Here is a 23,246-nt window from a genome sequence, read left to right on the forward strand (position 1 = left end):
GGCCCGTTTTTTTATCTGCCGTTCAGGGGGCCGGATTAATCAGCGAGGTGAGGATGTGATCCTCCCAGCGGCCATTGATCATCAGATACGCCCGCGCGAATCCCTCCCGCTCGAAGCCGAGCCGCTCCAGCAAGGCGCCGCTGCGCTGATTGGCAGGCATATAGCAAGCCATGATGCGATGCAGATCGTGCTCCCGAAACAGGTAGTCGATGGCGGCTGACAGCACCTCTCCCATCACCCCCTGTCCCTGATGCTGCTGGTCGATGGCATAGCCCAGATGACACGCCTTGAAGACCCCCATCAGGATATTGCTGAAGTTGCAGGTGGCGATCACCCGCTCGCCAGCCGGATCGAGGGCAACCAGATTGACGCCGGTGCCGTTGAAGAACTGGCTGTAGCTGTCCTGCAGCCGGGCATGCCAGTACGAGAGGGTGTAAAACTGCTCGTCCCGAAGCGGCTCCCAGGGGGCGAGATGGGCGCGGTTGCGCCGGTAGAAGTCGAGCATCATGGGGGCCCGATCCGGCGACAGTATGGTCAGGTGGATGCGGGCCGTCTTGATATGTGGCAGCGCCATCAGGACTCCCTCTGTCTTAGCCACTCGTCACGCAGCAGGCTGTAGTGGGCGTGATCCACAATCCGGTTGCCCAGCCGCTCTGCGCGCCGGGTCACCCCCTCAAGCTGCATCCCGAGCCGTTCACAAACAGCCCTGCTGGGCTCGTTATCGGTGGCGGCGCTGATCTCCACCTTCTCCATCCCCATCTCCTCGAAGGCGTGGTGGATCAGGGCCTGACAGGCCCGGGTGATGATGCCGTTACCCTGCCAGCGCTCCGCCAGCCAGTAACCAATGACCACCTTGCCAAGGTCGTGATCGATGCTGTTGTAACCGATAACCCCCACCACCTCCCCCTGATACTCGATGGCGGTGGTGAGCCCCTCACCCCGGGCGAACTTCTCGATGGCACTGCGAATGAAGAGGGCGCTGTCGACGGGGCGCTGGATCAGTGGCGGCCAGGGTAGCCACTGGGAGAGGTACTCCCGGTTGTCATTGCAGAGGGCAAACAGTTCGCTCGCCATATCGGGCTGCAAGAAGAGCAGCGCAAGCTCGTCGTCCAACTGCCATGAAAACATGGGATTCTCCTTTCAAATCAGTGATCAAATAGCGAACCAGCCACCCAATGTAGCCAATCGCCACTGGCCGCGCCAGCCACTTTTACGGCCCTCCTCCGGCAGGCTTCGCAGAGGGTGACTGCGCACGTACTCTCCTCCCTCAAAAGAGGAGGGTGGGTGTCTGAAACCGGATAATGCTCTCCACATGGCGCCGACGAATGCCCACAAACGGCACTTTGGCAGATCCTGCTACCCCTTTGTGCTGCGCTGTCACTTTTGACAGGGGGCACTTTCCCTCACCGGCACTAGCTTCAAAACGCCCGACCTTCGGTCGGTTTATCAACCTCATCGATTTAAGGAAAGAAGAGATGAATAAAATTTATCTGGCCGTTGCGCTGGCCTGCTGGGGAAGTGCCGCACTGGCGGCGCAAGAGGTAGAGATCAACGTAACGGCAAACGGCATCCGGGCCATGACGGCCTCAGTGCCGCGAGTGGTACCTTGCAGCTGGAAGATGGCGAGTTTCGTCAGGTGCGGGTGGTCAAGCTGCCCAACGGCCAGCAGCGGATCCGCTACGAGCAGGTCTGGAACGGCATCCCGGTAATGGGTCAGGTGGTGGTGGCTGACAAGAGCCTGAACGGCCAGCTGCAGCAGGCCAGTGGACGCATGCTGCGCCAGATCGATCAGGATGTGGCAAGCCCGGCCGCCACCCTCTCGCCACAGGATGCCGCCAGCAAGGCCAAGGCGGGCAGCAAGGGGAGCAACGAGCAGGTCAAACTCTACGTGATGCAGGATGAGAACGGGCTGGCCCGGCTGGTTTATCAGGTCTCCTTCATCGCCGAAGGTGACAAACCGAGCCGCCCCTTCGTCATTCTTGATGCCCAGAGCGGTGAGGAGCTCAAACGCTGGGAGGGGATCAACCACAAGGATGCCACTGGCCCGGGGGGCAACATCAAGACCGGCAAATACGTCTACGGCACCGACTTTGGTCCGCTCATCGTCGATGACAACTGCCGGATGACCAGCCCCAACGTCGATACCATCAACCTCAACCACGCCACCTCAGGCGGTGCCATCCACCAGTTCACCTGCCCGGAGAACCGGGTCAAGGAGATCAACGGCGCCTACTCGCCCCTCAACGACGCCCACTACTTCGGCAACGTGGTGTTCGACATGTACCGCAACTGGTACAACACAGCGCCCCTCACCTTCAAACTGAAGATGCGGGTTCACTACAGCAAGAATTACGAAAATGCCTTCTGGGATGGCAGCCAGATGACCTTCGGTGACGGCGCCACCACCTTCCACCCGCTGGTAAGCCTCGATGTGGCGGCCCACGAGGTGAGCCACGGCTTTACCGAACAGAACTCCGGGCTGGTCTATTCAGGACAATCCGGCGGTATCAACGAGGCCTTCTCCGATATGGCGGGTGAAGCGGCCGAGTTCTACATGAAGGGGAGCAACGACTGGCTGGTTGGCGCCCAGATCTTCAAGGGCAACGGCTCCCTGCGTTACTTCGAGGATCCGACCCGGGATGGCAGATCCATCGGCCATGCCGCGGATTATCAGGAGGGGATGGATGTACACCACAGCTCCGGGGTCTATAACCGCGCCTTCTACCTGCTCGCCACCAGCAGCGGCTGGAACACCCGCAAGGCATTTGAAGTGTTCTTGCTGGCCAACCGCCTCTACTGGGGCGCCAACACCAACTACCAGCAAGGGGCCTGCGGCGTCAGCCGGGCGACCGCCGATCTGGGTTACAGTCAGGCGGATGTGGCACGGGCCTTCCAGACCGTCGGGGTTGATGCCAGCTGCGGCACCACGCCGCCACCGAGCGACAACGTACTGCAAAACGGCGTGCCGGTGAGCAACCTAGCCGCCAGCAAGGGTGGCAAGCTCAACTACACCCTGAACGTACCGGCGGGCACCAGGTCGCTGCAGATCAGCAGCAGCGGCGGCACCGGAGATGCCGACCTCTACGTCCGCTTTGGCAGCGCCCCCACCAGCAGCAGTTACGACTGCCGTCCCTACAAGGGGGGCAATAACGAAAGCTGCTCGTTCACCAATCCCAAGGCGGGCACCTGGCATGTGCAGCTGTCAGGGTTTTCCGCGTTCAGTGGTGTGACCCTCAAGGCCAGCTACTGATCCACCCGATGCGGGCCTTGTCCCGCATCGCTCTACTCATTGCGCCACCGTTTCGCCAGCGTGCGGGCGGTGGCCAACACGGTTTCCCGGGCCGGGTTGGGCCGCTTGCCACCGCGCCACGCCATCATCACATCCCAATGCTCCTGCGGCAGGTTGCGCACATCGAGCCTGACCAGCCGCCCCACCTCCAGATCCCGCTTGATGGCCAGCTCCGGCATCAGGGTGATAAACCCGTGTTCCAGCGCCAGATCCCGCGCCGCACTGGCGGGCTGCACCGCATGCAGGGGGCTGGCCGCCCGTCGCAGCCGCCGTAACTGCTGGATAAAAACGTCACACCCCGGCCCCCATACCTGAGGCGCCAGCCGCTGGTCGGCAATATCCTCCAGGGTGAGGCCGTGACAACCGGCCAGCGGATGCAGTGGCGAGGCGATAGCGATAATGGGGGAGCAGCAGAGCAGCTCCATCTGCAGGCCCGCAACCGGCGGACGCTTGAGTACAAAGCCGATATCGGCCTCCCCAGTCAGCAGCGACTGCATGATCTCGCCGGAGTGATCCGTGGTGCAGCGGATCTCGAACGGCTCGTCCACCAGCTCCATCAATAACGAGCCAAACACCACCGAAGTGAGGGATGGCAGGCTGGAGAGACGGATACAAGGCAGCGCAGGCGCCCCCTGCAGTGCCAGCCGCCCTTCGCTCAGGATCGCCAGCGCCGAGCGGGCCGATGGCAGAAACTCCTCGCAGGCACGGGTCGGCGTTACGCCACGCCGATGGCGCTGAAACAGCGGCGCGCCGAGGCTCTCCTCCAGCTGGGCAATCCGCTGGCTCACCAGTGGTTGTGACCAGCCACGAATGGCCGCCGCCTGACTGAAGCTGCCCAGCTCGGCCACATCCAGCAGCAGCTGCAGATCGTCCAGATCCATAGACATAAATAATCCTGATATGAAATATAGGTAGTTGTCGTCTACCACTATATCTAAACCCTCTCCAGAATGAAGGTATCTGTGAATGAGAGGGCGTTATGGTCGATAGGGCGAGGTTTTGGGGACGCTGGTTTCTGGCGCTGGATACCACACTGGTGATCCTGGGTTTCTTTGTGGTGATGCCGATGATCAGCCTGCGCTTCGTCGATCAACTCGGCTGGGCCGCCGGTCTGGTGGGGCTGGCCCTCGGCCTGCGCCAGCTGGCCCAGCAGGGGCTGGGGATCTTCGGCGGCTCCCTCGCTGACCGCTTTGGCGCCCGCCCGCTCATCGTCACCGGCATGCTGTTGCGCGCCGTCGGCTTTGCCACCCTGGCCTGGGCCGACAGCGGCGCCATGCTGATTTTCTCCTGCTTCCTCTCCGGACTGGGCGGTTGCCTGTTCGACCCGCCACGGGCCGCACTGGTGATCAAATTTACCCGTCCCCATGAGCGGGGCCGCTTTATCTCCCTGCTGATGATGCTGGAGAGCGCGGGAGCCGTCACCGGTGCGCTGCTCGGCAGCTGGCTGCTGCGTTTTGACTTCACCTACGTCTGCCTGCTGGGCGCCGGACTCTTCACCCTGGCGGCCCTGTGCAACTGGACCCTGCTGCCCGCCTACCGCCTCTCGGTCAAACCGACTCCGATGCGGGAAGGGTTGGGGCAGGTGCTGGCGGATCGCGCCTTCTGCCGACTGGTGCTGATCTTAAGCGGCTACTACATGCTGTGGGTACAGGTGATGCTGATTTTCCCCATTCTGGTCAAGCAGCTCTCCGGCACCACCACGGCGGTGGGCTGGATGTACAGCCTGGAAACGGCGCTGTCACTGGCGCTGCTCTACCCTATCGCCCGTTTCAGCGAACGGCGCTATCGGCTGGAGAGCCGACTGATGGCAGGTATCCTGCTGATGACGGTGGGGATAGGGCTGGTCGCCTTCGTCAGCACCCTCTCCGGCATCTTCGTGCTGCTGGCCTGCTTCTATCTGGGGATCATCATCTGCGAACCGGCCCGGGAGACCCTGATGACCCGGCTGGCCAACCCCACAGCCCGCGGCAGCTACATGGGCTTCAGCCGCCTCGGACTGGCGCTGGGGGGCATGACAGGCTATGTGGGCGGCGGCTCCCTCTATGACTTCTCGCTGCAACAGGGACAACCGGCCCTCCCCTGGCTGGTGCTGGGCACCATAGGCGTTGCCACCATGTTGCTGCTCGCCCGCTGCTTCTCCCGCCGCCCGGAGCTGGCTATCAGAGCCGCCGCCTGACGCTCCCCCTGCCTACGGCAGCCCCGCCAACGGTGCTGCCGCTCACCCCATATTCTGCAAACCATCACAGCAAAAGGTTGCGAATTACAACTTTTACGCTATTTTAGTTGTCATGCACAACTAAACAGGAAACCACGACATGGATCCCCGTCCCCTGCGCGCCCTGTCGCGCGATCTGGTTCGCGAACTCGGCATGCTTTCCCAGCAGTGCGGCAATCTGGCCCTCACCCCCATCGAGGCTCACCTGCTGATCGAGCTGGAAAACGCCCCGGCCACCAACCAGCAGCTGGCAGAAAAGCTGCACATCGACAAATCCAACGCCAGCCGTCCGCTGGCGCGCCTGGCCGAGCGGGAGCTTATCAGCTGGCACCCGCACCCCTCCGATGGGCGCAGCAAGGAGGCCCGCCTCACCGTCAACGGTCAGGGGATGCTGCTGGAGTTGCACCGGGAGATGGACGGGGCGATGGAAGAGATGCTGGCGCAGTTGAGCCTGCCCGAGCGGGAGCAGCTGTGGCAAGGGCTGCGGCTCTATCGCAGCGCCCTCTCCCGCGCCCGTCGCCAGCGGGGTTACCAGATCCGCCCCATCACGGCGGCGGACAATGCCCAGATCGCCTTGGTGATCCGAGCCGTCTCGGCCGAATATGGCCTCACCGCAGACAAGGGCTATGGGGTATCCGATCCCAATCTCGACACCCTCTCCCAGAGCTATCAGGGGGAGAAGAGTCGCTACTGGGTCATCGAAGGGCCGGACGGTTCCATCCTCGGCGGTGGTGGTATCGCGCCATTGGCGGGAGAAGAGGGAGTCTGCGAGCTGCAGAAGATGTACTTTATGCCCGCCCTGCGCGGACTGGGCCTTGGCAAGCGGCTGGTGTTGCAGGCACTGGACGAGGCGCGCGCGCTTGGTTATCAGCGCTGCTATCTGGAAACGACCGAGGTCTTGCGCGAAGCCACCAGCCTCTATGAATCACTGGGCTTTGAACACCTGCCCAGCCCCCTTGGCTGCACCGGCCACGGGGATTGCGAAATCTGCATGGTGCTGACACTGGGGTAGCCCCCCTCATCCCCAACCCTTCTCCCGCAAGAGGAGAAGGGGGCAAAAACACTTCCGCGATCTTTCAGGCAGACCTCTGATGGTTCCCTCTCCCTCTGGGAGAGGGCTAGGGTGAGGGCTGCTTGCGACTGGTATATGCTGAACAATTCCCCCCTGCATCCCTCCTTAAACAGGCAAAACGGCACAAAACAAGAGACCCCGCCGAAGCGGGGTCTCTTTGATTATCTGCCAACAGGCAAACAAACCATTATCAGTGCTCGCGAGTCTGGCGGAACTCCACGTCGGGGTGGCGCTCCTGAGCCAGGCGCAGGTTGACCATGGTCGGTGCGATATAGGTGAGGTTGTCACCGCCATCGAGGGCCAGGTTGACCTCGTTCTTGCGCTTGAACTCTTCGAACTTCTTGACGTCGGTCCCTTCCACCCAGCGGGCGGTGGAGACGTTGACCGCCTCGTAGATGGCCTCGACGTTGTACTCGCTCTTCAGACGAGAAACCACCACGTCAAACTGCAGCACACCGACCGCACCAACGATGAGATCGTTGCTGATCAGCGGACGGAACACCTGTACCGCGCCCTCTTCGGAGAGCTGGACCAGCCCCTTGAGCAGCTGCTTCTGCTTGAGCGGATCGCGCAGACGGATGCGGCGGAACAGTTCCGGTGCAAAGTTCGGGATACCGGTGAACTTGAGATCTTCACCCTGGGTGAAAGTGTCGCCGATCTGGATGGTGCCGTGGTTGTGCAGACCGATGATGTCGCCAGCGAAGGCGTCTTCCGCCTGCTCCCGGTCACCGGCCATAAAGGTCACGGCGTCGGAGATGTTCACATCCTTGCCGATACGCACGTGGCGCATCTTCATGCCCTTGCTGTAAGTGCCTGATACGATACGCATAAAGGCGATACGGTCGCGGTGTTTCGGATCCATGTTTGCCTGGATCTTGAACACGAAGCCGGAGAACTTCTCCTCGGTCGCCACCACTTCGCGGCTCTCGGCCTTGCGTGGCATGGGAGACGGCGCCCAGTCAGTCAGGCCATCCAGCATGTGGTCAACACCAAAGTTGCCAAGCGCGGTACCGAAGAAGACCGGGGTCATCTCGCCAGCGATAAAGGCATCGTGATCGAACTCGGGAGAGGCGCCCTGCACCAGCTCCAGCTCGTCACGCAGCTGCCGGGCCAGATCTTCGCCGACGGCGGCATCCAGATCCGGGTTGTTCAGCCCCTTGACCACCCGCTTCTCCTGGATGGTGTGGCCCTGACCGCTCTGATAGAGATAGGTCTCATCCTTGTAGAGGTGATAGACACCCTTGAAGGATTTGCCACAGCCGATAGGCCAGGTGATGGGGGCACACATGATCTTCAGCTCGCGCTCCACCTCGTCCATCACTTCCATCGGATCGCGCACTTCGCGGTCCAGCTTGTTCATGAAGGTGAGGATGGGGGTATCACGCAGACGGGTGACTTCCATCAGCTTGCGGGTCCGGTCTTCAACACCCTTGGCGGCATCGATGACCATCAGGCAGCAGTCGACCGCCGTCAGGGTACGGTAGGTATCTTCAGAGAAGTCCTCGTGACCCGGGGTATCGAGCAGGTTGACCAGACAATCGGCATAGGGGAACTGCATCACCGAGGTGGTGATGGAGATACCACGCTGCTTCTCCATCTCCATCCAGTCGGATTTGGCGTGCTGGCCCGAGCCACGGCCCTTGACGGTACCGGCGCGCTGAATGGCCTGTCCGAACAGCAGGACTTTCTCGGTGATGGTGGTTTTACCCGCATCCGGGTGCGAAATGATCGCAAAAGTGCGTCTCTTGGAGACTTCACTCAGAAATTCAGCTGACATAATTCAACGTTCTTCTATTGAGCGGTGGCATCAGCCACCGTGGGAATAAATCCGGAATGCCGCTCACGGCACATGTATACGCAACGAAAGCCACGCCAGCTGGCGTGTTGCCAACCTGGTGGAGAGAGGGAGGAGGGTTGCGTTACATGGGTCTTCTCGCCTGAGTCAAAGCAAAATTGCGCGACATTATACCCGCGCGAGTGAAAAATACCCAGCCTGACAAGAGATGATAATTTGGCCGCCCAGCCGTTACACTGGTTCCAACTGAACAGAAAATCAAACACTCCGAATCGGATGGCAGCATCCGGACCACGTGGATTTGGCCCCCTCCCCATGCCAGCAACAACCACTCTTGATAAATTTTCATACTTGGACTTTCCCTATCCAGCTACAAATATGTAAATCGTATCTACATAATGGAGAGGTCATTACATGAAACATTCCACCCTGCACAATCAACAGATCGTCATTATCGGTGGTACCTCGGGTCTTGGCCTGGCCACCGCCCAGCAAGCGATCGAGCAAGGCGCCAAGGTCATTATCGGCGGTTCCAGCCGTGAGCAGCTTGTCACTGCACTGGCTGAATTGGGCCCAAGTGCCAGTGGCCATCAACTGGATATTCTCGACGTCGACTCCGTCAATCACTTTTTCAACCAGCTGGATTCGCTGGATCATCTCGTCATCACCGCCGCCGTCATGCGACCAGGCAGCTTTCTCACCGCTGCCATCGAGGATTTGAAAATCAACATGGACAGCCGATTCTGGGGAAGTGTTCATGCGATCCGCGCCGCAGCACCCAAACTGTCCGAACGCGGCTCCATCGTGCTCACGTCCGGACTGGTGACGCGCCGCCCACAACTGGGTAAGGCACTCCCTGCCGTTGCAGCTGGCGCGGTTGAAACGCTGGCTCACAGTCTGGTTACCGAGCTGACCCCCCGTCGGATCAACGTCATCAACCCGGGCCCCATGCGCACTCCCATGCTGCTTAAAGCACTGGGCAATGACCCACAAAAAGTGGCTGCCGTGGCGCAAAGTCTGCCGTTGAAACGCTTGGGAGAGGGAGAGGATTATGCGCAGGCCGCACTGTTCCTGATGAGCAACAACAACATGAATGGTGAAGTGCTTCACCTTAATGGTGGCAGCGCCTGGGCATAACGCCCTTCTGACGGTCTTCTGCGCTCGCGCTTGCCAATCTGTCATCGCAGGCAAGAACGAGCGCAGGGGACGAGCATCATCGCCGTATCAGTGTGCTCCCCAATGGCGATGACATCCTGCTGAGTGACAATACCCAGCCCGTCACTCGTCTGTTTCCACCCGGTTGCGCCCCGCCTCTTTCGCACGATACAGCGCATTGTCGGCACGCTGGATCAAGGCCGCCAGATCCTGATCATCGTCTCGCAGAGAGGCACACCCGATACTGATAGTTACCGGGTACGACATGCCGGGCAGCGCCCGGTTGGCGACCGAGTTACGGATCCGCTCAGCCACCCGGCACGCTTCTTCAAGGCTGGTATCCGGCAGCAGGATCAAGAACTCCTCTCCGCCGGTACGCCCCAACTGATCCTGGTGCCGCAGCTGACGATCTGCCGCTCGAGAGACCCATTGCAGCACCCTGTCTCCTTGATGATGGCCCAGGGTATCGTTGATCCGCTTGAAGTGATCGATATCGAACACCAGCAAGCAAAATGGCGTGCCCTGCCTGCGAGCCTGCGCCAGCATATCGCTGCCCTGCCGTAGCACCCGACGGCGGTTGTTGATGCCGGTCAGCTCATCGGTAAAGGCCAGACGACGCATCCGACGGTTGCGATCAAGCAGCCACCCCATCGTCAGCAGCGCCAGTACCCCGCAAAGCACCATCACCACCAGCAGCCAGAACCGACGCTCCTTGACCTGCTCCAGCTCCTGCTGCTGCAGTCGCTGCTCGACTCGCAGTCGCTCGTTCTCCCCCTCCTGACGGGCCAGCTCAAACTCGCCGCGAACCCAGGCCGTGCTCTGTTCCCGTAACAGCTGATCGAGCCGCTGCTCCTGCACCAGATGCTCCCGCAATGCAGCCAGCGCCGCCGGATAGTCGCCTTGCAACTCAAGCGCCCGACTGCGTACCCAGTAGAGCTCGAGCAAAAAGCGTACGTGCCCTTCCACCTTCAAAATCGGCTCAATCTTCTCAAGCGCACGCAAGGCTGGCGCCGGTTCCTGCTGTTCGACTCTCAACCTCGCCCGCACCAGCTCGAGATGCGCATGGAGGATGGGGTCAACATCGGGAGAGAGCACCTTCGCCGCTTGTGCCAGCAAGCGTCCGGCATCAGCGGGGCGATCCAGCCCGAGCAGAGCCTCGGCCTGCATCACCATGCGTTCGGCATGCTCAATCAGATATTGAGGCTGATTATAAAAGGCCGCACTGCGTTCAAGCTCGCCCAGCGCATCCTGATAACGCCCGGTCTGCAGATAGACCATCGCCAGTTGATCACTTAGCCTTGCCGAGCCAAACCCGTCGTGACTTCTGGCAAAATGCTCGCTCAACCGGTTAAGGGTGGCGAGCGCTTCGGCGTAGAGGCCCATACGACGAAATGTGGCTGCAATCTCGAGCTGCGCCTGGTGATACCAGGTGGGCAACCCCAGCTGTTCGTAGATATTGTGCGCCTTGGTGAGATCCATCAGCCCCTGGCCTGAGACCCCCTGAAAAGACAGCATGGCCCCCCGGCGGGCCAGCGCCAGCGCCTCCAGCTTTGGCAAGGCGGCCTCTCTTGCCAGCCGCAGCCCCTCATCGTAATCGTGACGAGCCTTCGCTACCTCGCCGAGCAGCTGATTGAACCAGCCGCGGCAAATCGTCAGCTCCGCCACGGCGGCGTCATCACCCTGCTCGCGCGCAATGGCCAGCATCCGCTCCGCATTGGCGATGGCGGTACGGGACTCCTGCATGTCATCGGCCGATTGGGCCCAGCAAGCCAGACGACTGATCCGCATCTGCTGCGACGGCGGATAGGCGTTGCCGTCCCGCTGCAAACGGGCAAGGCGCTCCCGCAACAACTCGATCGGCTGGTAGACCCGCTCCATCCCTCCCAGTTCATTTTCCAACTGCTCGGGGGACAAGGGTTTGGCTGCCAGCCCGAACACCGCCAGCAACAGCAGCAAGGCAAGTCGGCTCATACATACTCCGGATCAATGGGAAAGATCATCGGGCAAGCCGATGCCGGAAAATCATCATCTTTTGCCCTGTAACAATGGTTGTAAAGGCTATCACCCGGACAGAGAGCCCGAATGGCAGGCTAGTCACATTTTACTGCGATATCATCGCGTTGGAATAAAGCGGGGACGCACAGCGAAAAAGAGGGGGCGGGATAACAACTCAAGAGGGGTTGCCCCCTCCCGGTCACTAGTGATGCTGCCAGCGCCGCAGCAGCCGACCACGCAGGCCGCAATCGAGCAGCCAGCTATTGTCAAATACCCGCAGCAGCGCCTGCTTGGCGTGGCGGGACATGGCGACGGCGTGAAAACGGGTCTGGCGCTGGCGATATCGGTTCATCTGATCGAGCAGGGGATGAGGCAGGCTCTGGGCGATAAAGTCGGAGATGACCAGCACATCCGCCTTGGCAAAGGCGGGATCATCGAGCTTGGCCAGCGCTTTTTCCAGGCAGGGCACCAGATCGGTACCGCCGTGAAAACTCATGGAGAGAAAGCGCTCCGCCTTGTCCAGACCGGTATCCGCGGTGATCTCGAGGGTCGCCACCTCGGTGGAGAAGAGCATCAGGTAGCAGCCGCGCTTCTCATCCATCGCCACCTTGAGCAACGCCAGAAACAGCGCCTTGGCACACTCCTCGGGATAGCCCCCCATGGAACCGGAAGTATCGACGCAGACGATAAAGGGGCCTCGCTGCTGCAACTGCTGCCCCCCCTGCTCCGGAGTGCGCAGCATGATGCGCTGACGCGGCAAGGTGCCACGTGACTGGTAGCTGAGCAGACGCCGCTCCAGATAGCGGCGATAGAACTCCAGCTCTAGTTCAGGCAGCCCCAGCATCACCGCCTCGCTTGGAAGTAGCCGCATCAGATCGTTCGCCTGATGAATGCCTACCAAGTCGTCCGGCACATCGTCGCTGGGTGCTGGCTCCAGCTCCAGCACCTGAACCGGCGGCACAGGTTGCTCCTGCGCCCGCCGATCCCGCTCGCTGCGCCCGAGCAGGCCGGCAATCTCCGCCAGCAAGGGTTCGCGCTGCAACATGCGGGCGTACTGCTTGACCAGCACCAGACTGCGCTTGTGCCAGTGCCCCTGCGCCAGATCCCAAAGACCACCAGCGGAAATCTGGTTGGGATCGAGGGCATCAGCCAGGGTGCGGCTCGCCAGCAGCTGATCTTCAATCTCCTGACGCTGCTTCTCCCGCTCCGCTTCGGCGATCTGCTGCTGCAACTGCAACAGGCTCCCCACCAGACTGGCGCGCCACTTGTCGATAAAGAGCTGGCGCAGCCCCTCGGTGGGGTGGGCCGTCAGCTGACGCACCAAGGAGCGGGCCTCACCGGCGAAGGGGCTGTACTGCTCCAGCGACTCCAGCAAGCCGGGCAGGCGACCAATCAGCTCGGTCATCGGCAGTTGCCGGTGTGCCTGATAGAGCAGGTACTCCTGCTCCAGCGCCACCGGCACCGGCTTGTGACGGATCTCCTCACCAAGCTGCTCGCCCCAACTCTGCAGGCGCTTTTTCAGCAGCTTGCCCTGTAGCGGGGAGCGTTTGATAAATTCGGAAATCTTGGGTGAGGCCGCCAGCAGCGCCACCACCTCTCCCGCCAGCTCACCCTCTCCCATGAGAAGGCCCAGATCCAGCATGCCGATCTCAAGCATGAGCGCTCCTTACTCGTCCAGCCTTGGCAACCGCTCGCGCCACTGGGTCAGCTCGTTGCGCAGCAGTTCGAGATCCCGGTTCAGCACAAAGAAGCTGTCTTCCACCTGCTGCAGCCAGCGCTGGGCGATAAAGAGGTGTTGCTGGTGACGTTCGAACAGGCTGCGCTGCTGCTTGAGCATCTGCATCACCTTGCCGACCTGAACCAGCTGCTCGTCGAGCGACTGCAACCAAGGCGCCAGCACCACCTCGGGGATGGCGTTGCGCTCCATCAACACCAACGGGATCTGCTGGCGCTGGATATCGAGCACCTGCAGCCGCAGCTCATCGTCCAGCACCAGCTCGTAATGGCCCTCTTTCGGGTTGCCGAACTCATAACCCACCAGCGCCTCACCGGTGGGGCGCCAGTGGGAGAGCAGGGTGCGATCGAACACCAGGGTGCGGGTAAGACGTTCGGGATCGCTGCCATCCAGCGGTGCCGGGGTGAGCAGATGGAAGTGCACCTGCTTGCCGAAGGGTCTGGCATTGGCAAGCGGGATCTCGATACCCCGGGCCCGCCGGCCAAACCACTGCTTGCGTTGGCGGGCCTTTGTGCAAAGGCGCTGGGCCACGCTCTGTTTGAGCTGTTTGAACTGATCCCGCAACGCCAGCAGCTGACGGGTCATCGCCAGTTGCTGATAGCCGTAGAGACGGGAGAATTCGGTCATCATCTCCAGCAGGGCGGTGCGGGACTCTTCGTCATGCCAGAGACAATCCTTGAACAGCAGCAGATCTACCGGTGCGACCTCATCGCGGCCATTGAAGAATGCGCTCGCCTTGATGAGCCGTACCGCCTTCTTCCAGCGGCGATCCGACACATAGCAGCGATGGGCCAGCTGACTGTCGAGCTGCTGGCGCAGCTGATAGATCAGCTCGAAACAGGCATCCGGCAGGCGCACCTGTTCAATCTGGCTCTGCCACTGCTCGTACTCATCCCCCCGGATCTGCAGGGATTCCGGCAGATTCTGGTGGGCGTGACCATCGCTGGCCAGCATGGATTGAAAGTTGGCTTTCTCCTGCACCCGATCCATCCAGATCCGCACCAGCATCCGGTCGTAGAGCGCTTCCAGCCCGCTGTCCGGCGCCGGCAGCTCGTTGGAGGCAGTCACCAGCAAGCGCATCGGGATGGGGTGCTGGCTGTCGCCATTGCGAAACTGCCGCTCGTTGATGGCGGTGAGCAGGGTATTGAGGATGGCGGGACCGGCCTTCCAGATCTCGTCGAGGAACACCACTTCGGCCTCCGGCAGATAACCAGTGGTGAGGCGCAGGTATTTGCCATCCTCTTTCAGTGCCTGAATGGATAGGGGGCCGAACACCTCCTCCGGCGTACTGAAACGGGTCATCAGGTATTCAAAGTGGCGGGCGTCGTGAAAGGCCAGCTTGAGGCGGCGGGCAATCAGGCTCTTGGCGATACCGGGTGGCCCCAGCAAGAAGACACTCTCGCCACTGAGGGCCGCCAGCAGACCGAGGCGCAAAGCATCCTGCCGTTCGTAGAGTCCCTCACCGAGGGCGGCCAGCAGCCGGGGCAAGCGCTCCTGGATGGGAATAAGACGCGCAGGATTCTGGGCTTGAGCTAAAGACGACATAGAGAGTGTTCCGAAGCTGGGATGATGTTAGCCCCAAGGCGCGATATCCATTTGCTCGACCTTGGGTTTTGTCTTGTTATGATGTTTATTCTGGTATCTCTTGCCGCACAATACCCGCCTCTGGCAGGAAAAAACGCAAGGGCAGTGCGATACCGTATCGGCAGCGTGCTGCGCTCATGCATAGCCAGTGTCGTGATGGCACCATGCCCGCATGCGCCAGATGATGCGTTGCAAAGGGTGCAGCAAAAGCGGTTCGAGTGTACCCTGCGCAACACAATTTTCCCCAATGCAGATCAAGAGTGAGTCGCCTCAAATGCAAGATCCCGTTCGTCAGAGCATGTTGGCCCGCATGGGCATTCAAAGCTGGCAACTGCGTCGTCCGGCATTGCTGGGTGCAGATCTCGCGCCCGAGCTTGCGCAAAACGCCACACAGCCGGGCCAGACGGCACCGGCCACCCGCGCTCCGCTGCCCAGCGGCAAACTCTGGTTGCTGGCGCCTCAGCTGCCTGCCACCACGCTGCTGGCGGATATCTGCCAGTTGCTCGGCATGACCCCCGACGAGGTCTCACTGCTCAGCGAGCTGCCGCCTGCCGATCTGCAAACGGCGGGCGCCTCCCCTCTGCTCTGGCTGACGGAGGCCAACCCCGAGCTGCCAAATGCGCTGATCTGCCCGCTCGCCCCCAGCGCCGCGCAAAAGCGCGCCCTGTGGCAACAGCTGCGCCAGCACCTTGCGGCCAGCGCGGCGTGATCCTGCATCATGCCGCCAAGTCCCACTGTGATGCCGCTCTTTTTACCTGATTTTACAAATGCCGCCTCTGCAACCTCTGCTAACCACAGTGCCCAACATCTTGCCATCCGGAGCCCCCATGCCTGAGTTTCGTCCCCTGCTCGAGAGCGATTTCGACCTTGTCTACCCCATCGAACAAGCCGCTCACAAGGAGCCGTGGAGTGAGGCCAACCTGCTTTCCTGCTTCGGTCCTCGCTATCTCAACGGCTTGATGCTGGTCGATGGTACCCCGGCGGGCTTCTATATCTCGGATCTGGTGGCCGGTGACAGCTCGCTGATGAACATCTGCGTGTATCCGGCGTTTCAGGGCAAGGGGTTGGGACGGGCGCTGTTGCAGGCCTATCTGGCGCGCAGCAAGCAAGCCGGGGCAGAGGCCTGGTTTCTCGAGGTGCGGGCCGGTAACCAGACCGCCATCAACCTCTACGAGAGCGCCGGTTTTGCCGAATATTGCCGCCGCGCCGACTACTACGGCACCGGCAACGACAGGGAAGATGCGGTGCTGATGTCGCGATTGTTCGATTTCGGCTGATCCAGCCTGTTCGTCGCGCCCAAGCCTTTTGTCCCCCTCAATCGAGGGGGGCATTGTCCAATGCGGGATCCTGCAAGGCCAGAGTGGTATGCACTACCGCCTCGAATCCGGCACCGGAGAGCGGCATATAGAAGCCACGCTGCCAGGTTTTCCCCGGCATCCAGATCTGGTCGATATCCACCACTATCTTGATGGGTCTGAGGGGCTGGCCCGGCTGCTGGATATAGATGCCGGGCGGCGTGGCGACTTTGGGAAAGCGGCGCAGGATCTGCTCGCTGCCATCCCCCTTGCCCGGGTTGAGCCGCACCTTCACCAGCCGGGCAAGCGGGCCAGCCATCTCCTTGCTCTGCCAGAATTTCTTCTCCAGATCGCCGCAGCGGCGGCACTTGGGGGTCTCCAGCACATAGAGCAGCGGATAGCCCAACGCCAGCGCCTGTTGCTGCGCCTGCTGATACCCCTCGGCCCCCTGATACCAGGGATTGGCGGGCCCCTGTGATGACGTTCCGGCAAAGAACCAAAACGCAGCGCCCCCCACCACCATCAGCCCGACCGCGGCCAACGCCCCTTTCACCCACAGATTCATATCGTTAACCCTCTCTCTGCCTCCTAGCAGTATCGGCCAGTCTGCGCAAAGGGAGAGCTATTTGCGCTCTTTGTGATCCAAGACAAACAGCGAACACTTGTAAGCCGTAATGTTGGAGTTTAAACTCTAGCCCGATTTTTAGTGCCCTCGCGGGCGTACAACTGTAATTAAAGGATGTTTAACTGATGCCGAAGCTTCATCTGGTTCGACTGATGCGTGAACGTATTGCCCAGCTTGGCAACAAGGCTGCCCTGCGGGTTCAGCAAGATGGCCAGTGGCGCGCCATCGGCTGGCGTACTCTGGGCCAGGCCATGGACTACTGCGCACAGGCGCTGATCCGTGCCGGCCACCAGCCAACCGAAATGGTCGGCATCTATGCCCGCAACATGCCGGAGTGGACCCAGGCCGATCTCGGCATCCTTGCTGCCCGCGGCGTCAGCGTCCCTATCTACCCCACCAGCACCCTCGTTCAGCTGCGCTACATCGTCAAAGATGCGGGCATCAAGGTACTGTTCGTTGGCGAACAACCCCAGTTCGATCAGGCGCTACAACTGATTGAAAGCGGCGAGATCCGCCAGCTCATCGCCCTCGATGGCAACGTCAATCTGCGCGGCTGCGAGCAGGCGAGTCACTTCCAGACATTTCTGGTCTCCGGCAACCATCAGCCCAGCGAGCAGGAACTGCGAGTACGGGAAACCCAGTACCGGATGGATGATCTGCTGACCCTGATCTACACCTCCGGCACCACAGGCGAGCCCAAGGGGGTCATGCTCGACTTCAGCAACATCGCCGCCTGTTTCGAGATGCACAACAGCCGCCTCGACCTCAATCAGCAGGATGTGTCGCTCTGCATGCTGCCGCTCAGCCACGTGTTCGAGCGGGCCTGGAGCTACTACGTGCTCTATTGCGGCGCCGAGAACGTCTATATCCGCGATCCACAGAAGGTGATGGATGTGATTGGCGAGGTGCAGCCGACCGTGATGTGCGCTGTGCCGCGCCTCTACGAGAAGGCCTACGCCATGATCCAGGCCAAAGTCGCTCAGGCTCCGGCTCTGCGCCGCGTCCTGTTTGGCTGGGCGACCAAGGTCGGCAAGCAGATGGTTGCAACCCGTCAGGCTGGCAAGTCCGCCTCCCCCCTGCTCTACGGCCAGCTCTGGCTCGCCGAGCGACTGGTGTTTCGCAAGCTGCGCGCCCGCTTTGGCGGCCGCACCCGCTTCCTGCCGGTGGCGGGCGCCCGTCTGGCCGACGATGTGAACCTCTTCTTCCAGGCGATGGGACTCAACCTCAAGTACGGCTACGGCATGACCGAGACCACCGCCACCGTCTGCTGCTACGAGGATAGCCAGTTCAAGCTCGGATCCATTGGCACGGCACTGAACGGCATCGAGGTGAAGCTGGGTGAGAACAACGAACTGCTGGTGCGCTCCCCCACCGTGATGCGCGGCTACTACAACAAGCCGGACGCGACTGCCGAAGTGATGACCGAAGATGGCTTCCTGCGTACCGGCGATGCCGGTGAGCTCGATAGCCAGGGCAATATCTACTTCACCGAACGTCTCAAGGAGCTGATGAAGACCTCCAACGGCAAGTACGTGGCCCCGCAACTGGTGGAAGGGACCATCGGCAAGGATCGCTTTATCGAGCAGATCGCCATCGTCGCCGATGCCCGCCACTTCGTCTCGGCGCTGATCGTCCCCTGCTTCGAGTCGCTGGAGGAGTACGCCCGCTCCATCAACCTGCAGTACCAGTGCAAGACCGAGCTGCTGCGCCACTCCCGGGTAATGGAGTTCTTCGAAGCCCGCATCGCCGACTTGCAAAAAGAGCTGGCCAAGTTCGAGCAGGTGAAGAAGTTCACCCTGCTGCCGAGCGCCTTCTCCATGGAGCTGGGTGAGCTGACCCCCACCATGAAGCTGCGCCGCAAGATCATCGAGGCCAAGTACCAGAGCGAAATCGAGGCCATGTATAACCACGTCTGATATCGCTCAGGTTCAGAGGAATAAAAAAGCCGCTCACTCGAGCGGCTTTTTGTTGGCACTTTGGTCGGTACGAACCCGCCTTCAGGCCGTGGTGGTAGTGGTACCGAAGTAGTCGGCCAGGAAGTCATCGAACGACAGACTGTCGCTGCGCTCGCGTTCGCGCTGCTTGGCCAGCGAATCCTTCGCCTCACCGGCAAAGTAGGCTTCATCCCAATATTGCAGCTCCCCTGCCAGCAGCTCCTCGCGATAGCGGGTCGCCAGCTTGTCACCGTAGCAGCCGTTGTCCTTGCCGCTCTCCAGCAGTTCCCTGAGCATGCGGGCGGAGTAGGTGAGCTCGGGGTTGAGCAGCTTCTCGCGATGCATCGCCAGCGTCTCGCGATAGCGGTTGCGGCCGCAGCAGCGATCCAGCAGATCGGCCACCTGAGCCAGCTCGTCGAACAGATTGAGGCCGTACTCTTTGAGGCCAATGGCATTGCCCTGCTCATCTTCCAGCGTCAGGCCGGGACGACGTCCTTCCAGCACCACCTTGTTCTGGTTGCGGCGGTTGCGGGCAATCTCCTCGTCACTCAGCACCGGAGAGGGACGCAGCAGGCACCAGACCAGGAACAGGTCGAAGAAGCGGATCTGGTCGGCATCGATGCCGAGCGGGGTGAAAGGGTTGACGTCCACGGTGCGCAGCTCGATGTATTCGATGCCGCGCTGATCCAGCGCATCCGAGGGCTTCTCGCCGCTGCGCGGGGTGCGCTTGGGGCGGATCGGGGCGTAGAGCTCATTCTCCAGCTGCAACACGTTGTCGTTGAGCTGACGATACTCCCCATCCACCTTGACCCCGATCTTGGCAAAGTCGGGATTGTGGGTGTTGATGGCGCGGCGCAGGCTGCTGACATAGGCAGGCAGATTGTCGTGGCTGATCTTGAGCCCAGCTTGGGCGCTGTTGGTATAGCCAAGATCGGAGAGACGCAGCGCGGTGGCGTAAGGCAGATAGAGGGTGCCCTTGCCGGTCTTCTCGAACGGCAGGTTGCTCTTGCGCCCTTTGAGGAAGGATTCGCAGATGGCCGGGGAGGCGCCAAACAGATAGGGCACCAGCCAGCCGAAGCGGTAGACGTTGCGAATAAGCCCCATGTACTTGTCGGAGATAAAGCGCTGGCTGCAGCACCCTTCGCACACCAGATCCTGCCACTCGCTCCAGAAGCTGTCGGGCATGGAGAAGTTGAAGTGCACCCCGGCGATCACCTGCATCAGGCTGCCGTAGCGGTTCTTCAAGCCCTGACGGTAGAGGGTCTTCATCTTGCCGATGTTGGAGCTGCCGTACTGAGCCAGTCGGATGCTCTCTTCCCCGCCGACGAAGCAGGGCATGGAGAGCGGCCAAATCCGCTCGTCACCCAGATGCTGAATCACATGGTGATGGATGTCGCCGAGCTGCTCCATCAGGCTGTCGATGGAGTCGGTGGCCGGGGTGATGAACTCCAGCAGACTCTCCGAGTAGTCGGTGGTGATATTGGGATGGGTCAGGGCCGAGCCCAGCGCCCGGGGATGGTCACTCTGGGCGAGTCGGCCATCCGGCGTGATGCGCAGGCATTCACGTTCGATCCCGCGCCGGATCCCCTTGAGCGCGGTGAGGCGCTCCGGTGATCCCAACGCATTCAGCAACTCGGTGAGCGACAAGCTTGTTGTAGTCATATTCACAGCTCATGTGAGGCCGCCCCATCCGGGGCGGCTCTTGATTTTTATAAAGCGTCAGTTACGGCAACTGCAGCGGATAGATGGGAAGATGAAGCTCCTTCAGGGGTTTTTCAAGCTTTTGCTTGTCTCCCACCACCACGATCACCATGTCGGCCGGATTGAGCCAACGGGCAGCACTGGCCTTCAGCGCCTCGGGCGACACCGTTTTGATCAGGTTGTTCTGGGCCTGCACATAGTCCGGTTTCAGGTCATACATCACCATCTGCAGCAGGAAGCCCGCCTTCTGGCCCAAGGTCTCGTAAGAGAGGGCATCCTGCTGGGAGACAGCGCTGCGCATATAGGCCAGCTCGACCGGGGTCGGGCCGCTCTTGCGGTAGTTGTCCATCTCCTTGAGGAACTGGCGGATGGCATCGACGGTTGCATCGGCCCGCACATTGGCGCCGGTGGCGAAGGTGCCTACCTCGCGGTTGGCAGAGAAACCCGAGCTGGCGCCATAGGTGTAACCCTTGTCTTCCCGCAGGTTGAGGTTGATGCGGCTGTTGAAGTTGCCACCCAGATTGAAGTTCATCAGCCCGGCGGTGAAGTAATCCCCCGTGGTATCGAACGGCATGGCGCGACGACCGATGCGGATCACCGACTGGGGCGCCCCCGGTTTGTCGACCAGATAGATGCCCGGCTTGGCCTGCTCCCCCTTGAGCTTGAGATCCCCCAGAGTCGGCGTGGCCCCCTTCCACTCGGTCAGGAAGCCAAGTTGCTCCTCGATCTGCTTCTGGCCCACATCACCGACCACCACCACTTTGGCGTTGGTGGGGTTGTAGTAGGCCTGATAGAAGTGCTTCACGTCCGCCAGCGTCAGCTTGGCCACATCGGCCGCGACCCCGTCGGTAGGTTGACCGAGGCGGTTTTGCTTGCCGTAAACCAGCTCGCGGAACGCCTGCCCGGCCAGCCACTCGGGCTGTTGCTGGGCCTGTTGCATCCCTTGCAGCAGCTGCGCCTTGACCCGCTCGAAGTCCGCCTCCCGCATGCCCGGGCGCTCCAGCACCTCGCGCACCAGCGCCAGCGTCTGGGGCAACTTGTCCGCCAGCGAGCTGACGGTGATGAGGTTGTTGTACTGGGCGCTGGAGACATCGATGGAAGATCCCAGCTTTTGCAGCTCGTCGCTCAGCTGAGCCTCGGTCAGGCGCACCGTGCCCTGCCCCATCATGGCGGCAGTCAGATTGGCCAACCCAAGTTGCCCCTTATCTTCGGCACGAATGCCGCCCGGCAGGGCAATCATGATGGAGACGGCGGGGATCTCGTCACTCCTGGTGCCGATGATCTCGATGTTCTTGTCGAGCTTGCCGTGCCAGATGGCGGGCACCTTGACGCTCACCGCCTCGCTCGCCTTGGGCTGCACGCTGCGATCGAAATTGTCTTTTACCGGTCGTTCGGCCAGCGCCTCATCATGCTTGCTGTAATCCGGCAGCTCGCGCTTGGCGGGGGTAAAGTTCGGGGTGGCAACCTGCCACTCTGTCTTGCCCTTGGGCACCACGCTCAGCACCACCGCAGGCTTGCCCGCGATGAACTTGTCGTAGGCGGCCTTCACCTGCTCCGGTGTCACCTTGCCGATGGCATCCAGCGTCTTGAACACATAGTTGGGATCCTGGGCAAACACCTGACCCATGGCGAGCTGGCTCACCTTGCCGGAGACGCTATCCAGCCCCCAGATGGCAGAGGCGCGGTACTTGGCGATCGCCTTCTCCAGATCTTCCGGCTTGAGGCCGCGCTGGGCGAACTCGCCGATCACCTTGTCCACCTCCCCCTTGAGGGTCTTGAGGCTGCCATCCTGCGACGGATTGGGATAGGCGTAGACCGTCAGGGTACAGGCCAACTCTTCGCAGTAGTGAGACGCCCCCACATCGATCGCCTTGCCGGTTTTCACCAGCGACTGGTAGAGCATGGAGCTGGCGGAACCGCCCAGCACGTCGGCAAACATGTCGAGCGCAGGCTCCTGCGGGTCACCAAGGGATACGGTGGGGTAGCTGATATAGAGCAGCGGCAGGTGCACCTTGTCCTGCAGCGTCACGTAACGGGTCTCGGGCAGGGTCACCGGCTTTGGCGTCGGCTCGGCCACGTCCGGGCCGCGCGGGATGGAGCCGAAGTACTTCTCGATCCATTCGAGGGCCTGCTTGCTGTCAAAGTCGCCGCCCAGAGTCAGGGTGGCGTTGTTGGGGCCATACCAGCGCAGGAAGAACTGCTTGAGGTCGTTCACATCGACCCGGTCGAGATCTTCCACGTAACCGATAGGCTGCCAGGAGTAGGGGTGAGTACGCGGATAGAGCGCCTCCCCCACCTTCTCGCTCACCAGCCCGTACGGCTGGTTATCGACCCGCTGGGCCCGCTCGTTCTTGACGGTGGCGCGCTGGATCTCGAACTTCTTCTGGCTCACCGCATCGAGCAGGAAGCCCATCCGATCTGCCTCCAGCCAGAGCACTTTTTCCAGCTGGTTGGCAGGCACGGTCTCGTAGTAGTTGGTGCGATCCTTGTTGGTGGTGCCGTTCATGTCGCCACCGGCCTCGTTGATGATCCGCATATGCTCCTGATCACCGACGTGTTTCGAGCCCTGGAACATCATGTGCTCGAAGAAATGGGCGAAACCGGACTTGCCGACCGTCTCGCGGGATGAGCCGACGTGATAGGTCACATCGAGGTGCACCAGCGGATCAGAGCGATCGGGGGCCAGGATCACGGTCAGGCCGTTGTCCAGCTTGTACATCTGGTAGGGGATGGCGAGCTTGCCCTCCTCCTTGCCCTGTTCGGCGATCAGGGTCGGTGCCGCCAGCACCGGCAGGGTGAAGCCCAGCAGAATCGTTAATGGTATGACTTTGTTCACGGTAACCTCGTGAGT

16 protein-coding genes and 1 pseudogene are annotated in these 23,246 nt (G+C 61.2%); 7 read left to right on the plus strand and 10 right to left on the minus strand.

The features are described from left to right. Window positions 1-22 precede the first annotated feature (22 nt). Together rimJ and ACTG2T_RS05935 are read right to left on the minus strand one after the other, a co-directional pair. A complete protein-coding gene (gene rimJ, locus ACTG2T_RS05930) occupies window positions 23-574 on the minus strand; it encodes a ribosomal protein S5-alanine N-acetyltransferase (protein ID WP_330124876.1) in 552 nt (183 codons plus the stop codon). Next, window positions 574-1,128, minus strand: a complete 555-nt coding sequence (locus ACTG2T_RS05935; protein WP_005340529.1) for a GNAT family N-acetyltransferase — start codon at window positions 1,126-1,128, stop codon at window positions 574-576. The genes rimJ and ACTG2T_RS05935 overlap by 1 nt, the downstream gene beginning before the upstream one ends. Window positions 1,129-1,475: 347 nt before the next feature. Here ACTG2T_RS05935 and ACTG2T_RS05940 point away from each other — a divergent pair. After that, a pseudogene (locus tag ACTG2T_RS05940) lies at window positions 1,476-3,250 on the plus strand (M4 family metallopeptidase). Window positions 3,251-3,282: 32 nt separating this feature from the next. Here ACTG2T_RS05940 and ACTG2T_RS05945 read toward each other — a convergent pair. Continuing rightward, window positions 3,283-4,176 (minus strand): LysR family transcriptional regulator, encoded by an 894-nt coding sequence (locus ACTG2T_RS05945; RefSeq protein WP_005349020.1) that lies wholly within the window; start codon window positions 4,174-4,176, stop codon window positions 3,283-3,285. Window positions 4,177-4,268: 92 nt separating this feature from the next. Between ACTG2T_RS05945 and mdtH the strand changes: the two genes are divergently transcribed. Both mdtH and ACTG2T_RS05955 read left to right on the plus strand, forming a co-directional pair. Next, on the plus strand, window positions 4,269-5,465 hold the full coding sequence (gene mdtH, locus ACTG2T_RS05950; RefSeq protein WP_330124878.1) for a multidrug efflux MFS transporter MdtH: 1,197 nt from the start codon (window positions 4,269-4,271) through the stop codon (window positions 5,463-5,465). Between the two features lie 139 nt (window positions 5,466-5,604). Beyond that, on the plus strand, window positions 5,605-6,516 hold the full coding sequence (locus ACTG2T_RS05955; RefSeq protein WP_047436333.1) for a bifunctional helix-turn-helix transcriptional regulator/GNAT family N-acetyltransferase: 912 nt from the start codon (window positions 5,605-5,607) through the stop codon (window positions 6,514-6,516). A gap of 250 nt (window positions 6,517-6,766) precedes the next feature. Here the strand turns inward: ACTG2T_RS05955 and prfC are convergent, their stop codons facing one another. After that, complete coding sequence (gene prfC / locus ACTG2T_RS05960; protein ID WP_085942070.1) at window positions 6,767-8,356, minus strand: peptide chain release factor 3; 1,590 nt, start codon at window positions 8,354-8,356, stop codon at window positions 6,767-6,769. Window positions 8,357-8,785: 429 nt separating this feature from the next. Here prfC and ACTG2T_RS05965 point away from each other — a divergent pair, with 429 nt between their 5' ends. Then, window positions 8,786-9,508, plus strand: coding sequence for an SDR family oxidoreductase (locus ACTG2T_RS05965; protein ID WP_330124879.1), 723 nt, complete (start codon window positions 8,786-8,788; stop codon window positions 9,506-9,508). A gap of 141 nt (window positions 9,509-9,649) precedes the next feature. Here the strand turns inward: ACTG2T_RS05965 and ACTG2T_RS05970 are convergent, their stop codons facing one another. The 3 genes from ACTG2T_RS05970 to ACTG2T_RS05980 form a co-directional block, all read right to left on the minus strand. Then, on the minus strand, window positions 9,650-11,497 hold the full coding sequence (locus ACTG2T_RS05970; protein ID WP_270656966.1) for a tetratricopeptide repeat-containing diguanylate cyclase: 1,848 nt from the start codon (window positions 11,495-11,497) through the stop codon (window positions 9,650-9,652). A gap of 226 nt (window positions 11,498-11,723) precedes the next feature. Further along, window positions 11,724-13,178 carry an ATPase RavA stimulator ViaA gene (gene viaA / locus ACTG2T_RS05975; RefSeq protein WP_058056766.1) on the minus strand — a complete coding sequence of 485 codons (1,455 nt, stop codon included), beginning with the start codon at window positions 13,176-13,178 and terminating at the stop codon, window positions 11,724-11,726. Between the two features lie 9 nt (window positions 13,179-13,187). Next, window positions 13,188-14,801, minus strand: coding sequence for an ATPase RavA domain-containing protein (locus tag ACTG2T_RS05980; RefSeq protein WP_330124880.1), 1,614 nt, complete (start codon window positions 14,799-14,801; stop codon window positions 13,188-13,190). Between the two features lie 313 nt (window positions 14,802-15,114). Here ACTG2T_RS05980 and ACTG2T_RS05985 point away from each other — a divergent pair, with 313 nt between their 5' ends. Together ACTG2T_RS05985 and rimI are read left to right on the plus strand one after the other, a co-directional pair. Further along, a complete protein-coding gene (locus ACTG2T_RS05985) occupies window positions 15,115-15,549 on the plus strand; it encodes a DNA polymerase III subunit psi (protein WP_330124881.1) in 435 nt (144 codons plus the stop codon). 118 nt (window positions 15,550-15,667) lie between these two features. Next, a complete protein-coding gene (gene rimI / locus ACTG2T_RS05990; RefSeq protein ID WP_330124882.1) occupies window positions 15,668-16,117 on the plus strand; it encodes a ribosomal protein S18-alanine N-acetyltransferase in 450 nt (149 codons plus the stop codon). 37 nt (window positions 16,118-16,154) lie between these two features. On the opposite strand, the gene ACTG2T_RS05995 is transcribed toward rimI, so the two are convergent. Continuing rightward, the gene (locus ACTG2T_RS05995) at window positions 16,155-16,658 is read right to left on the minus strand and encodes a hypothetical protein (protein WP_371155262.1); all 504 of its coding nucleotides are present in this window, start codon (window positions 16,656-16,658) and stop codon (window positions 16,155-16,157) included. A gap of 227 nt (window positions 16,659-16,885) precedes the next feature. Here ACTG2T_RS05995 and ACTG2T_RS06000 point away from each other — a divergent pair, with 227 nt between their 5' ends. After that, on the plus strand, window positions 16,886-18,676 hold the full coding sequence (locus ACTG2T_RS06000; protein WP_330124883.1) for an AMP-dependent synthetase/ligase: 1,791 nt from the start codon (window positions 16,886-16,888) through the stop codon (window positions 18,674-18,676). 81 nt (window positions 18,677-18,757) lie between these two features. On the opposite strand, the gene gshA is transcribed toward ACTG2T_RS06000, so the two are convergent. Further along, window positions 18,758-20,356 carry a glutamate--cysteine ligase gene (gshA, locus tag ACTG2T_RS06005; protein WP_330124884.1) on the minus strand — a complete coding sequence of 533 codons (1,599 nt, stop codon included), beginning with the start codon at window positions 20,354-20,356 and terminating at the stop codon, window positions 18,758-18,760. 61 nt (window positions 20,357-20,417) lie between these two features. Further along, window positions 20,418-23,231, minus strand: coding sequence for a M16 family metallopeptidase (locus ACTG2T_RS06010; protein WP_330124885.1), 2,814 nt, complete (start codon window positions 23,229-23,231; stop codon window positions 20,418-20,420). Window positions 23,232-23,246 lie beyond the last annotated feature (15 nt).

Source organism: Aeromonas sp. 75A (genome assembly GCF_051919425.1).
GTDB lineage: Bacteria > Pseudomonadota > Gammaproteobacteria > Enterobacterales > Aeromonadaceae > Aeromonas > Aeromonas veronii.